Source organism: Elioraea tepidiphila DSM 17972 (assembly GCF_000378465.1).
GTDB lineage: Bacteria > Pseudomonadota > Alphaproteobacteria > Acetobacterales > Acetobacteraceae > Elioraea > Elioraea tepidiphila.
The window spans coordinates 87,086-100,817 of record NZ_KB899912.1; the positions used below are offsets into that span (position 1 = coordinate 87,086).

Annotated in this window: 12 protein-coding genes; 2 read left to right on the forward strand and 10 right to left on the reverse strand. The window is 73.1% G+C overall.

The genetic code is table 11. The features are described from left to right. Nucleotides 1–3: 3 nt before the first annotated feature. From F563_RS0103380 to F563_RS0103405, 6 genes are read right to left on the reverse strand one after another with little or no spacing between them, the layout of a single operon-like run. On the reverse strand, nt 4–1,356 hold the full coding sequence (locus F563_RS0103380) for a dihydroorotase (protein WP_019013233.1): 1,353 nt from the start codon (nt 1,354–1,356) through the stop codon (nt 4–6). Between the two features lie 15 nt (nt 1,357–1,371). After that, entirely contained in the window at nt 1,372–2,439 is a 1,068-nt protein-coding gene (locus F563_RS0103385) for an isocitrate/isopropylmalate dehydrogenase family protein (protein ID WP_019013234.1), read from the reverse strand. A gap of 13 nt (nt 2,440–2,452) precedes the next feature. Continuing rightward, complete coding sequence (gene asnB, locus F563_RS0103390; protein WP_019013235.1) at nt 2,453–4,219, reverse strand: asparagine synthase (glutamine-hydrolyzing); 1,767 nt, start codon at nt 4,217–4,219, stop codon at nt 2,453–2,455. Next, a complete protein-coding gene (locus F563_RS0103395; protein ID WP_084596376.1) occupies nt 4,219–5,226 on the reverse strand; it encodes a glycosyltransferase in 1,008 nt (335 codons plus the stop codon). The genes asnB and F563_RS0103395 overlap by 1 nt, the downstream gene beginning before the upstream one ends. A gap of 17 nt (nt 5,227–5,243) precedes the next feature. Continuing rightward, nucleotides 5,244–6,023 (reverse strand): glycosyltransferase family 2 protein, encoded by a 780-nt coding sequence (locus tag F563_RS0103400; protein WP_019013237.1) that lies wholly within the window; start codon nt 6,021–6,023, stop codon nt 5,244–5,246. Next, entirely contained in the window at nt 6,020–6,991 is a 972-nt protein-coding gene (locus F563_RS0103405; RefSeq protein ID WP_026299292.1) for a glycosyltransferase family 9 protein, read from the reverse strand. The genes F563_RS0103400 and F563_RS0103405 overlap by 4 nt, the downstream gene beginning before the upstream one ends. Before the next feature lie 67 nt (nt 6,992–7,058). On the opposite strand from F563_RS0103405, the gene ygfZ reads away from it, so the two are divergent. Continuing rightward, nucleotides 7,059–7,880 carry a CAF17-like 4Fe-4S cluster assembly/insertion protein YgfZ gene (ygfZ, locus tag F563_RS0103410; protein ID WP_019013239.1) on the forward strand — a complete coding sequence of 274 codons (822 nt, stop codon included), beginning with the start codon at nt 7,059–7,061 and terminating at the stop codon, nt 7,878–7,880. Then, a complete protein-coding gene (locus F563_RS0103415) occupies nt 7,877–8,347 on the forward strand; it encodes a methyltransferase family protein (RefSeq protein WP_019013240.1) in 471 nt (156 codons plus the stop codon). Before ygfZ ends, F563_RS0103415 begins: the two co-directional genes overlap by 4 nt. 16 nt (nt 8,348–8,363) lie before the next feature. Here F563_RS0103415 and ppdK read toward each other — a convergent pair whose 3' ends face one another. Genes ppdK through F563_RS0103435 form a run of 4 tightly spaced genes read right to left on the reverse strand, consistent with a single transcriptional unit; the run spans nt 8,364 to nt 13,718 of the window. Next, entirely contained in the window at nt 8,364–11,051 is a 2,688-nt protein-coding gene (gene ppdK / locus F563_RS0103420) for a pyruvate, phosphate dikinase (protein WP_019013241.1), read from the reverse strand. A gap of 5 nt (nt 11,052–11,056) precedes the next feature. Continuing rightward, nucleotides 11,057–13,072: a glycine--tRNA ligase subunit beta gene (glyS, locus tag F563_RS0103425; protein ID WP_019013242.1), complete on the reverse strand. Its 2,016-nt coding sequence runs from the start codon at nt 13,070–13,072 to the stop codon at nt 11,057–11,059. Further along, a complete protein-coding gene (locus F563_RS0103430) occupies nt 13,072–13,461 on the reverse strand; it encodes a type II toxin-antitoxin system VapC family toxin (RefSeq protein ID WP_019013243.1) in 390 nt (129 codons plus the stop codon). The genes glyS and F563_RS0103430 overlap by 1 nt, the downstream gene beginning before the upstream one ends. Next, a complete protein-coding gene (locus F563_RS0103435) occupies nt 13,458–13,718 on the reverse strand; it encodes a type II toxin-antitoxin system VapB family antitoxin (RefSeq protein ID WP_019013244.1) in 261 nt (86 codons plus the stop codon). The genes F563_RS0103430 and F563_RS0103435 overlap by 4 nt, the downstream gene beginning before the upstream one ends. Between the last annotated feature and the right edge of the window lie 14 nt (nt 13,719–13,732).

The following is a 13,732-nucleotide window of genomic DNA, read 5'->3' on the forward strand; positions in this document are numbered from 1 at the left end:
CCGTCACGCGTCGGCTGCACGCCTCAGCGTGTCGCCGAACCGCACGAGCTGCCCCGAAGGTTCGCCCAGCAACTCGTCCTCGCGCATGATCGTCCGCCCGCGCAGCACCGTCATCACCGGCCAGCCGGTGACATCCATGCCGTCGAACGGCGTCCAGCCGCAGGGCGAGGCGATCCAGTCGTTCGTGATCGTGCGCCTGCGCTTCATGTCCACCAGCGTGAAATCGGCGTCGTAGCCGGCCGCGAGCCGCCCCTTCCCCACCACGCCATAGACGCGCGCGGGACCCGCGCACATCAAGTCGGCGAGCCGCGACAGCGAGAGCCGCCCCGCGTTCACGTGATCCAGCATCACCGGCACGATCGTCTGCACGCCGGTGAGCCCCGCGGGACATGTCGGCCAGGGCAGGCGCTTCAGATCGGCCGCGTGCGGCGCGTGATCCGATCCCACGACATCGACCGTGCCGTCCCGCACGGCCGCCCAGGACGCATCGTAGTGCCGCCGGTCGCGGATGGGCGGGTTCATCACGCCGAACCCCTCCAGCCGCTCGTACACGTCGGGCGCGACTTGGGTGAGGTGGTTCATCAGCACCTCGACGGTCGCGACGTCGCGGTAGTCCTTGAGGTAGTCGAGCTCCTCCGCGGTCGAGACGTGCAGGATGTGCGCGCGTCGCCCGGTCTTGCGCGCGAGCGCCATCAGCCGGCGCGTGCCGAGGAACGCCGCCTCGACATCGCGCCACTCCATGTGGCGGATATGCGGATCGCCCTCCTTGAACAGGGGCGCGCGCGCCCTGAGCCGGTACTCGTCCTCGCTGTGATAGGCGATGCGGCGGAAGCCGTTGCGCATCACCGCCTCGAGCGAGGCGTCGTCCTCCACCAGCAGATCGCCCGTCGAGGAGCCGGCGAACACCTTGATCGCGCACACGCCGGGCTCCAGCTCCAGATCGGCGAGCATGCCCACATTCGCCTTGGTCGCGCCGACATAGAGCCCCATGTCCACGAAGGCGCGGCCCGCGATGTGGTCCCGCTTCCAGGCGAGGCGCTCGGCGTCGGTGATGGCGGGCTTCGTGTTCGGCATGTCGAACACCGCGACCAGCCCGCCGAGGGCGGCGGCCTTCGTGCCGGTCGCGATCGTCTCGACGTGATCCGCACCCGGCTCGCGCAGATGCACATGCGCGTCGATCAAGCCGGGCAGCACATGCAGGCCGTGCGCGTCGATCACCGCATCCGCCTCCGCCGAGCCCGGCACGCCGAGCGCGGCGATGCGGCCCTGACGCACGCCGATATCGGTCGCCTCCTCGCCCCAGGGCAGCACGGCGATGCCGCCGCGGAGGATGAGGTCGTAGTGCGGTGCGGGCATGGGTTGTCCCCCGTTTCAGGCGGTGGCGAGCGCGTCGGCGACCGCGGTCGCGAACGCCATGGTGCCGGCCACGCCGCCGAGATCGCGCGTGCGCCGCTCCGGCACCGCGAGCACGGCATCCACCGCGCGTTCGATCGCGGCGGCCGCGTCGTTCAGCGCCGTCACGCCGCGCCGCGTGCCGAGCCAGTCGAGCAGCATCGCCGAGGAGAGGATCAGCGAGGAGGGGTTGGCGATCCCCTGACCGGCGATGTCCGGGGCCGAGCCGTGCTGCGCCTGGGCGAGCGCGGTCGTGTCGCCCGCGTTGATCGAGGCGCCGAGGCCGAGGCTGCCGGAGAGCTCGGAGGCGAGATCCGACAGGATGTCGCCGAACATGTTGGTGGTGACGATCACGTCGAACCGCGCGGCATCGCGCACCAGCAGCGCGGCGGCGGCATCGACGATCGCGTCGTCCAGCGTGACGTCGGGGAACTCCTCGGCGACCTTGCGCACCGAGCGCAGGAACAGCCCGTCCGTCACCTTCATCACGTTCGCCTTGTGCACGGCCGTGACCTTCCGGCGCCGCGTGCGCGCGATCCGGAACGCCGTGCGCGCGATCCGCATGCACGCCCGCTCGGTGATCTTGCGCACCGAGAGGGCGAGGTCGGCGGTCGGCATGAACTCGCCCGAGCCCAGATACATGGAACGGTCGGCGTAGAACCCCTCGGTGTTCTCGCGCGCGATCACGAGGTCCATGGGCGTGCGGCCCCAGTGCGCGAGACCGGGCCGCGAGCGCGCGGGGCGGATGTTGGCGTAGAGGTCGCCGCGCGTGCGGAACGCGGCCGAGAGGTTGATGCCGCCCTGCTCGCGCGGCGGGTACTCGAAGCTCGCGATCGGGCCGAGGATCGTGCCGTCGGCGGCCATGGCGCGCGCGAACACGTCCTCGGGCAGGGTGGTGCCGTGCGTCTTCAGCGTCGCGAGCCCGACCGCGTGGGTCTCGAAGCGCAGGCCCAGCGCGAACCGCGCATCGGCCGCGCGCAGCACCGCGAGCGTCGCCTCGGTGATCTCCGGCCCGATCCCGTCGCCGGGCAGCACCACGATATCCATCCGCTCCTCCGTGTCAGTCGCGCGCGGCCAGGGTGTCGAACACGTCGCCCGCGGGCGCAAGCCCGCGCACATGCGCGCGGTGCCAGAGGGCGTAGAACAGCAGCGTCCAGGCGGCGAAGCCCTCGTGCTTGCCGTGCTTCCGGTACAGCGCGGCCACGGCATCCGGCGCGCAGAGCTCGGCAACGGCCGGATCGGCGGCAACGAGCCGGCCGAGCCGCTCGCCCTGGCGCGCGATCCAGGCGCCGACCGGCACGGTGAAGCCCTGCTTGCGCGCGAAGGCGCGCGCCTCGGGCAGGTGCCGGTCGAGCCAGGCGCGCAGCACCCATTTGCCGAGGCCGCCGCGCACCTTCAGCCCGTCCGGCAGGCGGAACGCGGCGGCCGCGACCGCGGGGTCGAGGAACGGCGTGCGGCCCTCGACGCCATGCGCCATCAGGCAGCGGTCGAGTTTCGTCAAGAGATCGTTCGGCAGCCAGTCCACCATGTCGGTCGCCTGCGCGACCATCAGCCGCGTGCGCCCCGGCGAGGCGGCCGCCGCCGCCGCGGCCTCCATGCCGTCGCGCCAGGCCGAGGTCGCGTGGCGGCGCAGCCCGAGCCGTTCGAGGATGCCGCGCGCGCGCATCACCTTGCCGCCGCGCCACCAGGGCCGCATGGCGGCGCGGTAGCGGCCGTAGCCGCCGAAGATCTCGTCGCCCCCTTCGCCCGACAGCACCACGGTCACGTCCTGGCGCGCACGGCGGGCGAGCAGCCAGGTCGGCACGATCGCGTAGTCGGCCGCCGGGTCGTCCATGCACGCGGCGATCGCCGGAAGATGCGTCCAGAAATCGGCCTCGGTGACGGTGATCTCCTCGTGCGCGGCGCCGGCCGCCTGTGCCGCGGCGCGCGCCGAGGCGCGTTCGTCGGCGGCGGATGGGTCGTCGAAGCCTGCCGTGAAGGCGAGCACGGGCCGGTCGTTCAGGCGGCGCATCAGCGCGAGCACGGCCGCGCTGTCGATGCCGCCGGAGAGGAACAGCCCGTAGGGCACGTCACTCCGCTGATGCAGCTCCACGCTCTCGGTCAGCGCGACATCCAGCCGTGCGAGCGCGGCCGCGTCGTCGATCGCCTCCGGCCCGCCCTCCGGCAGCGCGGCGCGGCGGCGGCGCTCGACGATGCGCCCCTCCTCGATCGCGATCGTCTCGCCCGGCAGCACGCGACGGATGCCGGGGAAGATCGTCTCGGCGCCGGTGGTGAACTGGAGTTCGAGCAGCTCGTCGCGCGCGCGCGGATCGATCCCGCGCGCGACCAGCCCGGCATCGAGCAGCGCGCGCGGCTCCGAGGCGAAGGCGAGGCCCTGCTTCGTCTCGGCGAGGTAGAGCGGCTTGATGCCGAACGGATCGCGCGACAGCACCACGCGCCGCGCCGCGCGGTCATGGATCGCGATCGCCCACATGCCGCGCAGGCGATCCGCGAAGCCGAGCCCCTCGCGGCGATAGAGATGCAGCGCGGGCTCGCAGTCGCTCCCCGTCGCGAAGGCGACATCCGCCAGCAGGTCGCGCCGCAGTTCGCGATAGGAGTAGATCTCGCCATTGGCGATCAGGGCCGCGCCGCCCGGCTCGAACAGCGGCTGGTCGCCGCCGGCGACGTCGATGATCGCGAGACGGCGATGCACCAGCGCGGCCCCCGCCGCCACGGTCTGCCCGGCCCCGTCGGGACCGCGATGCGCGAGGGACGCGTCGAGCGCGGCCAGCACCCCGGTCGGCGCGGTCTCGCCGTGCTTCAGCGCGATGCCAGCGATGCCGCACATCAGCGCGCGACCTCGGCAAGAAAGCCGCGCCAGCGCGCGAGCACCGGGGCTTCGGCATGCGCGCGCAGAAAGGCGGCGCGGCCCGCTGCGGCGAGGGCGCGCGCGCGCGCCGGCTGGTCGCGCAGCGCGGCGATCGCCTCGGCAAGCGCGCGCGCATCCTCGACCGGAACGAGCAGGCCCGTGGTGCCGTGCGCGATCAGCTCGGCTGGGCCGGGCGAGGACGCGGCGACCACCGGCCGCGCGGCCGACCACGCCTCCAGCACGACATTGCCGAGCGGCTCGTGACGCGAGGGGCAGACGAACAGGTCGCAGGCGGCGAGCAGCGCCGCCTGGTCGTCGCGCCAGCCGAGGAAGCGCACGCGCTCGCTCACGCCCAGCCGATCTGCGAGCGCGGTCAGCGCCGCGCGCTCCTCGCCCTCGCCGGCGATCGCGACGACGACGTCGGGCAGATGCGCGATCGCCTCGATCAGCACGTCGAAGCCCTTGTTGGGATGCAGCCGGCCCATGGTCAGCACCAGGAACGCGTCGCGCGGAACGCCGAGCGCGGCGCGATCCACCGGCGCGGCGCCGGCGAGATCGGGCGCGAAGTTCGGCAGATGGTGCACGCGTGCGCGCGGCCAGCCCTGGCGCGCGATCCACTCGACGATGCCCTGCGTGTTGCCCACCAGGTGGTCGAAGCCGCCGTAGTAGCGGAGATCGTAGTAGCCGCCGAGCCGCCCGACCCGCACCCAGGGCCCCGGCGGCGTGAAGCGCGCCGCGCGGTTCATCCAGGCCATCGCGACGCGCGGAGCGAAGCGGCCGAGCGCGCGCGCAAGCCGCGGCCGCGTCAGCAGGTCGAGCGGCCCGCCGAAGCCGAGCTCGACCGGCGCAAGCCCGCCGCGGCGCAGGGCGGACGCGCGGTCGGCATCGCGGCGGATCACCGCCAGCACCTCCTCGCCCGCGCCCGCAAGGGCGACGCAGAGCCGGACGAAGAACGTCTCGGCTCCGCCATGATGCGCGCCCGCCATGATCATCGCCGCGCGCGTCACGAGGCGTCCGGCCGGTGCCGCTCGGGCTCGAGCCGCGCCTTCAGGTGCGCGAGCAGCGGATAGAGCCCCGCGCAGAGCGCGATCAGCAGCCCCCAGCCGCCCTCGCGATAGCCCTTGCGCGAGACGTAGCACTTGACCGTGCGCGAGACGAACCGGCGCAGATTGCCCGGAAGCGTGCCGATCTCGCCCGCGGCGAGCAGGTCGGCCGCCTTGGCCGAGCTGTAGCGGTCGAGCCGGCGCAGCACGTCGGAGATGTCGCGATCGACATAGTGCTGGATCGCCTGGGTCAGGCGCGGCCCCTTGGTGCCGGTCCAGGCGAGCGACGGATGCACGCGCTGCATGCCCCAGCGCTTCGCCCCCTTGCGCGACAGCCGCGGCACCGCCGAGGTGCCGAACGATCCGCCCCAGCCGTGCCGCACCAGGCGCTCGCCGATGAAGTTGTCCACCGGGATCTCGTGCCACGCGTGGGGCGAGGTCGCGATCACGCGCCGGATCTCCTCGCCCAGGGAAGCGGGGATGCGCTCGTCCGCATCCACCTCCAGCACCCAGTCGCCCGTGCAGGCATCGAGCCCGGCATTGCGGCGCGCGCCTTCAAGCTCCCAGGCGCCTTCGACCACGCGCGCCCCGGATGCGCGCGCGATCTCGCCCGACCGGTCGGTCGAGCGGTCGAGCACGACGACGAGTTCGTCGGCGAAGCGCAGCGTGTCGAGACAGGCCGCGAGCCGGGCCTCCTCGTTGCGCGCGACCACCAGCGCGGAGAGGCGCGGCGCGGTCACTGCGCCGCGGCCGGGGCGAGGCGCGCGAGCAGCCCGGACGCTGCCTCGACCACGTCCTCGACCGGCAGCGAGCCCATCAGGCTGCCGGTGGTGCGGTGGTCGTAGCCGGGGGCGGCGATCAGCTCGGCCATCGGCACGCGCGTGCGCGCGACCGCGGCGTGCGGCCCGCAGGGCGCGTATTCCTCGGGCGGGCTCGGTCCGAACAGCCCGACGGTGGGCGCGCCGGCGGCAGCGGCCAGGTGCATCAGCCCGGAATCGTTGCCGACATAGAGCGCGCAGCGCGAAAGCGCCGCCGCCGCCTCGGTCAGTGTCAGCCGGCCGGCGAGGTCGATCGTGCGCCCGCGCGGCAGCGCCGCGAGCACGGGAGCGGCCATCGCGGCTTCCGTCTCGCCGGGACCGGCGAACACGGCGACACGTGCACCCGGGAGCGCGCCGCCCGCGCCGGCGAGCCGATCGAAGAGCGCGACGAACCGCTCCGGCGCCCAGACCTTGCCCGGCCAGTTGGCGGTCGGGCCGAGCCCGATCACCGGCGGGCCAGGCGGCAGCAGCATGGCCGCACGCGCATGATCCGCCTCAACGGTCCAGACCACCGGCAGGGGCGCAGGATCGAGCCCCAGCACGGCGCCGAGCTGCACCAGCCGATGCCCCGGCCGCCGCCCGCCCCCCATCACCGCGCGGCGGCGCGCGCGCAGCAGCCACGACAGCGCCGAGCCGCGCAGGTCCACGACGAAATCCCAGCGCGTGCGCACCGAGGCCGCCCAGAGCGACCACCAATGCCCCCGGAACTCCCGCTTCTCCATCGGGATCACCCGCTCCAGCCCCGGCACATGCGCGAACAGCCCGGCCGCCGCCGGCCCGCAGGCAACGGTGACGCGCGCGCCCGGATGGGCGCGGATCAGATGGTCGAGCAGGCCGGTGGACAGCACCGCATCCCCGATCCGGGTGGCGGTGACGAACAGGATGCGCATGGCGGGCGGCGTGTAGCACAGCCCGCGGGGCATTGCGCTAGGGGCCGGGCTCGCCCATGTCCGACCCATGCCGAGTGCCGTGCTGCCCGACCGAGGCGTCGTCGCCATCGCCGGCGCCGATGCCGCGCCGTTCCTCCAGGGGCTGGTGTCGAACGACGTCGCCGCCGCCGCGCGCGGCCCCGTCTGGGCGGCGCTGCTGACGCCGCAGGGCAAGTGGCTCGCGGATTTCTTCATCATCCGGGACGGCGAGCGCCTGCTGCTCGACTGCGAGCGCGCCCAGGCCGGGTTCCTCGTGCAGCAGCTCGGGCGGTTCCGGCTGCGCGCGAAGGTCACGATCGCCGACGAGAGCCCGGCCTGGGAGGTGTTGGCCGCCTGGGGCGACGCGGCGCCCGAAGGTGTGGGCGGGCGCGATCCGCGGCTTCCCGAGGCCGGGTGGCGGGTGCTGCGGCCGTCCGGCACCGCATCGGGCGATGCCGAGGCCGCGGACTACGACCGGCACCGGCTGCGGCTCGGCCTGCCGGACGGCTCGCGCGATCTCGAGAGCGGCCGCACCGTGCTGCTGGAGGCCGGGTTCGACGAACTGCACGGGGTCTCCTGGACCAAGGGCTGCTACATGGGCCAGGAGTTGACCGCGCGCACCAAGTACCGCGGCCTGGTGAAGCGCCGCCTCGTGCCGGTCACGGTCGAGGGCCCCCTCCCCGCACCCGGCACGCCGGCGCTGCTCGACGGCGCCGAGGCCGGCACGATCCGCTCGGGCCGCGACGACCGGGCGCTCGCGATCCTGCGCATCGAGGCGATCCGGCCGGGCCGGCCGCTCGCCTGCGGGGAGGCGACGCTCCGGCCCGAGATCCCGGCCTGGATGGTGCTGCCCCGGGCCGACGCGGCGTGACCGACGATCCCCCGCCCGTCGCGGTGCATCCGCCCGTGCTCTACGGCGGGGCGTTCCTGCTCGCGGTCGCGCTGGAGTGGCTCGCACCGCTCGGGCCGCACGTGGCCTGGCCCGACGGGCTGCGGCATGGCGCGGCCTCGATGCTGCTGGTGTTCGGGTGCGTCTTCGCGGCCTGGGCGGCATGGCTGTTCCACCGCGCCGGCACCGGCATCCCGACCTGGCAGGCCGCGCGCCGGCTGGTGATGCGCGGCCCCTACGCGATCAGCCGCAACCCGATGTATCTCGGCGTCAGCGCCGCCTATGCCGGGCTGGCGCTCGCGCTCGCCAACGTCTGGGCGCTTCTGCTGCTGGTGCCCGTGCTGATCGTGATGGACCGGCTCGTGATCGCGCGCGAGGAGCCCTACCTGGCGGCACGGTTCGGCCAGCCCTATCGCGACTATCTCGCGCGGGTGCGGCGCTGGCTGTGATGGCGGAGAGGACGCCTCACGCCGTCCGGTCCACGCCGCCCGCGCCCAGCGCGGCCTGCGCCGCGGCGAGGCGCGCGACCGGCACGCGATAGGGCGAGCAGGAGACGTAATCGAGCCCGACCGTCTGGCAGAAGGCGATCGAGGCCGGATCGCCACCGTGCTCGCCGCAGATGCCGAGCTTGAGGTCCGGCTTGGTGCGCCGGCCCTTCTCGGCGGCGATCCTCACCATCTCGCCGACCCCCTCGATGTCGAGGCTGACGAAGGGGTCCTTCGGCATGATTCCCTTCTCGACATAGAGCGGCAGGAACTTGCCGGCATCGTCGCGCGACAGGCCGAACACGGTCTGCGTCAGGTCGTTCGTTCCGAAGCTGAAGAAGTCGGCGACCTCGGCGATGCGATCCGCCGTCAGCGCCGCGCGCGGCAGCTCGATCATCGTGCCGACCAGGTACTCCACGGTCGCGCCCTTCTCGGCGAACACCGCCTTCGCCGTCTCCTCCACCATCGCGCGCGTGATCTCGAGCTCCTTCCGGAGCCCCACCAGAGGGATCATGATCTCCGGGATCGGCGCCGCGCCGGTCTCGGCCGCGACCTCGAGCGCGGCCTCGAAGATCGCGCGCGCCTGCATCTCGTAGACCTCGGGATAGGAGATGCCGAGCCGGCAGCCGCGGTGGCCGAGCATGGGGTTGGCCTCGGAGAGCGCCAGCACGCGCTGCTTCATCGTCTCGAGATCGGTGCCCAGCGCCTCGGCGATCTCGGCGAGCTCGTGCTCGCCATGCGGGATGAACTCGTGCAGCGGCGGGTCGAGCAGGCGGATCGTCACCGGCAGCCCGGCCATGATGCGGAACAGCGCGACGAAGTCCTTGCGCTGATGCGGCAGGAGCCTGGCGATCGCGCGCCGACGCCCCGCCTCGTCGCTGGCGATGATCATCTCGCGCACGGCGAGGATGCGTTCGGGGTCGAAGAACATGTGCTCGGTGCGGCAGAGGCCGATGCCCTCGGCGCCGAAACGCCGCGCGGTCTCGGCATCCGCCGGCGTGTCGGCATTGGTGCGCACCTTGAGGGTGCGCACCCGGTCGGCCCATTCCATCAGGGTCGCGAAGTCGCCGGAGAGCTGCGGCTCGATCATCGCGACCGAGCCCACGTACACCTCGCCGGTGGTGCCGTCGATGGTGAGCGTCTCGCCCGCGCGGATGATCTGCCGACCGGCCGAGACGGTCTGCGCGGCGTAATCGACGACGATGCCGCCCGCGCCGGCGACACAGGGCCGGCCCATGCCGCGCGCCACCACCGCGGCGTGGCTGGTCATGCCGCCGCGCGTGGTCAGGATGCCCTTGGCGGCGTGCATGCCGTGGATGTCCTCGGGGCTGGTTTCGATCCGCACCAGGATCACGCTCTCGCCCTTCTGCGCGCGCGCCTCGGCCTCGTCGGCCGAGAACACCGCCGTGCCGCTCGCCGCCCCCGGCGAGGCGGGCAGCCCCTTGCCGAGCAGCGTTCGCTTCGCCGTCGGATCGAGCATCGGGTGCAACAACTGATCGAGCCCGGCGGGGCTGACGCGCTGCACCGCCTCCTCGCGCGTGATCAGCCCCTCGTTCGCCATGTCCACGGCGATGCGCAGGCTGGCCGCCGCGGTGCGCTTGCCGTTGCGCGTCTGCAGCATGTAGAGCCGCTTCTGCTGCACCGTGAACTCGATGTCCTGCATGTCGCGGTAGTGCCGCTCCAGCCGCTCGCGCACGCGCAGAAGCTCGGCATAGACCTCCGGCATGGCCTCCTCCATCGAGACCTCGCCGGGCTTGGCCGCGGAGCGCGACAGGGGCTGCGGCGTGCGGATGCCGGCGACCACGTCCTCGCCCTGGGCGTTCACCAGGAACTCGCCGTAGAGCTCGTTCGCGCCGGTGGATGGGTTGCGGGTGAAGCACACGCCGGTGGCGCAGTCCTCGCCCATGTTGCCGAACACCATGGCCTGGACGTTCACCGCCGTGCCCCAGTCGGAGGGGATGTCGTGCAGGCGGCGATAGGTGATCGCGCGCTGGTTCATCCAGGAGCCGAACACCGCGCCGATCGCCGCCCACAGCTGGTCCATCGGGTCCTGCGGGAAGGGCCTGCCGGTCGCCTCCTCGACCATCGCCATGTAGCCGGTGACGACGCGCTGCCAGTCGGCCGCGGTCAGCGCCGTGTCCTCGGTCACCAGCCGCTCGTGCTTCACCTCCTCGATGATGTCCTCGAAGCGGTGGTGATCGACGCCGAGCACGACGCCGCCGAACATCTGGATGAAGCGGCGGTAGGAATCCCAGGCGAAGCGCGGATCGCCGGAGGCGTCGGCGAGGCCCTGCACGGTCGCGTCGTTCAGGCCGAGATTGAGCACCGTGTCCATCATGCCGGGCATGGAGACGCGCGCGCCCGAACGCACCGAGACGAGCAGCGGCGCCTTCGGGTCGCCGAACTTCAGCCCGACCGCCTGCTCGACGGCGGCGAGCGCGTCCTTCACCTGGCTGTCCAGCCCGTCCGGGTAGCGCCGGTCGTTGCGGTAGAACGCGGTGCAGACCTCGGTGGTGATGGTGAAGCCGGGCGGGACCGGCAGGCCGATCGACGCCATCTCGGCGAGATTGGCGCCCTTGCCGCCGAGCAGGTTGCGCATCTCGGCGCGGCCCTCGTTGCGCCCCGCCCCGAAGGCGTAGACCCACTTCGTGTCGGCAACGACGCTCATGCGATTCATCCTTCGAGCTTCGAGAAGTCGGCGATGCGGTCCATCGCGCGGCGCACGCGGGAGAGGAGGAACAGACGGTTCTCGCGCAGCTCCGGTTCCGGCGCGTTGACGGTGACGTGATCGAAGAACGCGTCGAGCGGGGCGCGCAGCGCGGCGAGATCGGTCATCGCGGCGACGAAGTCCTCGCTGGCGAGGTGTGTGTCGATCGCGGGCTCGGCCGTGTCCAGCGCGGCGGCGAGCGCCTGTTCCTGCACCTCGCGGTAGTGCCTGGGATCGGGAGGCGCGTCGTAGGCGCGGCCGTCCTTCTTCTCCTCGATGCGCAGGATGTTGGCCGCGCGGGCATAGGCGGTGCGCAGATTGGCGCCGTCCTCGGTGCGGAGCAGCGCCTCGATCGCCTCGGCGCGCGCGAGCACGCGGAGAAGATCGCCGTCCGCCCCGCGCGCCAGCACCGCGGCGACGATGTCGTGGCGCTTGCCCTCGGCACGGAGCTGCACGCGGAGCCGTTCGAAGATGAAGTCGAGCACCTCGGCATCGACGAAGCGGGCGAGATCGAGCCGCAAGTCGTTGTCGCGCACGATCCGGATGATGCCGAGCGCGGCGCGGCGCAGCGCGAAGGGATCGCCCGAGCCGGTGGGTTTCTCGCCGGCGGCGAAGAACCCCGTGAGCGTATCGATCCGGTCGGCGAGCGCGAGCGCGACCGCCACCTTCTCGGCCGGCACGTCGTCCTCGGCGCCGCGCGGGGCGTAGTGGTCGCGGATCGCGTTCGCGACCGCCCCGTCCTCGCCCTGCGCGAGCGCGTAGTAGCGTCCCATCACGCCCTGCAGCTCCGGGAACTCGCCGACCATGCCGGTGACGAGATCGGCCTTGCAGAGCAGGGCGGCGCGTTCGGCAAGCGCACGGTCGGCGCCGGCCAGGGGCGCGATCTCGCCCGCGAGCCGCATCAGCCGATCGACGCGGTCGCGCTGCGAACCGAGCTTCGCGTGGAACGTCACCTCGGCGAGCTTCGGCAGATACGCTTCAAGCGGTTGCCGGCGGTCCTGGTCCCAGAAGAAGCGCGCATCCGACAGCCGCGCGCGCAGCACGCGCTCGTTGCCGGCGACGATCGCGGCACCGCCATCCGCCGGCACCACATTGGCGAACACGATGAAGCGCGCGGCCGCCGACCCGTCCGGGTTGCGCAACGACAGGTAGCGCTGGTTCACCCGCATCGAGGTGCGCAGCACCTCGGGCGGCAGGTCCATGAAGGCCGCGTCGATCCGCCCCATCAGCCCGACCGGCCATTCGGTCAGCCCCGCGATCTCGGCGATCAGCCCCGGATCCTCGACCACGGAGAGCCCCTCGGCCGCGGCGAGCCGCGCGGCATCCTTGCGGATCAGCGCCTCCCGCTCGGCCGCATCGAGGATCACGTGGCGCGCGGCGAGCTCGGCGCGGTAGTCGGCGAAGCCGGCGACCGCGAAGGCGCCCGGCGCCATGAACCGGTGCCCTTCCGTTTCGTTGCCCGAGGCGAGCCCATGCCCGTCATCCTCGCCCTCTCGCAGGTCGAACGGCACCACCGCGCCGTCCAGCACGCAGAGGATGCGCCGCAAGGGCCGCACCCAGGCGAAGGTCGACGTGCCGCCCCAGCGCATCGACCTCGGCCAGGGGAAGCGGCGGAGCAGGCTGGGCAGCTCGCGCGCGATGATGGTCGCGGCATCGACCGCCGGAACGACCCGGTCGAGCACCAGATACCCGCCCTCCTCGCGCAGGGAGTCGCGGGTCGCGCCGTGCTTCTTCAGGAACCCGGCGAGCGCCTGTTCGGGCGCGCCGGCGCGCGGGCCGCGCTCGGTGCTGCGCGTCTCCGGCGTGCCGGGCGCGACCTGCGCCACCAGCGCCAGACGGCGCGGGCCGTGGAAGGTCTGCACATCCTGCGGCGCGAGCGGCGCCAGCGCCGCGCCGACCAGCCGCGCCAGGTCCTCCGCCGCGCGCGCCTGCATCCGCGCCGGGATCTCCTCGGAGAACAGCTCCAGCAGCAGTTCCGGCATCAGAGCGCCTGCTTCACGTCGGTGCGGGCGAAGTCCTCGCCCTTGAAGAGCAGCGGCTCGTCGCGCTCCTTCGCCAGCGCATAGGCGAAGCAGTCGCCGAAGTTCAAGCCGGCCGGGTGCCTGCCCCTGCCGAAGGCGCGATACGCATCGCGCGCCAGCACGGCCTGGGAAGGCGTCACCGGCTCGATGGTCAGCCCCAGCGCCTCGCAGACCGGCTCGTAGCGCGCCGCGGCGGTCGCGTCGCCGCGGCGCTCCAGCACGATCGCGCCTCCGAGCCAGTTCGCGGCCGAGATCGCCGGGCGCGGCGCGGCGAGGATCGCGTCGCGATAGCGCGCGCGATCCGCCTCGTGCAGCATCACGGACAGCAGGGCCGAGGTATCGACGATCACGTCGGCAGCCCGTCCGGGCCGCAGAGCTCGTCGTGGCTGGCGCTGGTCGTGCCGGGGGCGAGCCGCGCCGGGATGTCCCGGGTCAGCGCCTCGATCCGCGCCGCCCGCGCCTCCCTGTCCGCGAGCCGCCGCTCGCGTGCCAGCCGCTCGCGCAGGCTCGCGGTCACCGCCTCGGTCAGGCTCTCGCCCTTCAGCGCCGCGAGTTCCGAGGCCAGCCGGTAGGCCTCCTCGGACTTGATGTTGAGCTGGTGTCCCATGGCGATGGTCGACT

Excerpts from the sequence above, each read along its gene's own strand:
- F563_RS0103380 (WP_019013233.1), bottom strand. The coding sequence starts at position 1,356 with ATGCCCGCACCGCACTACGACCTCATCCTCCGCGGCGGCATCGCCGTG.
- F563_RS0103385 (WP_019013234.1), bottom strand. The coding sequence starts at position 2,439 with ATGGATATCGTGGTGCTGCCCGGCGACGGGATCGGGCCGGAGATCACC.
- asnB (WP_019013235.1), bottom strand. The coding sequence starts at position 4,219 with ATGTGCGGCATCGCTGGCATCGCGCTGAAGCACGGCGAGACCGCGCCG.
- F563_RS0103395 (WP_084596376.1), bottom strand. The coding sequence starts at position 5,226 with ATGGCGGGCGCGCATCATGGCGGAGCCGAGACGTTCTTCGTCCGGCTC.
- F563_RS0103405 (WP_026299292.1), bottom strand. The coding sequence starts at position 6,991 with ATGCGCATCCTGTTCGTCACCGCCACCCGGATCGGGGATGCGGTGCTG.
- ygfZ (WP_019013239.1), top strand. The coding sequence starts at position 7,059 with ATGCCGAGTGCCGTGCTGCCCGACCGAGGCGTCGTCGCCATCGCCGGC.
- ppdK (WP_019013241.1), bottom strand. The coding sequence starts at position 11,051 with ATGAGCGTCGTTGCCGACACGAAGTGGGTCTACGCCTTCGGGGCGGGG.
- glyS (WP_019013242.1), bottom strand. The coding sequence starts at position 13,072 with ATGCCGGAACTGCTGCTGGAGCTGTTCTCCGAGGAGATCCCGGCGCGG.
- F563_RS0103435 (WP_019013244.1), bottom strand. The coding sequence starts at position 13,718 with ATGGGACACCAGCTCAACATCAAGTCCGAGGAGGCCTACCGGCTGGCC.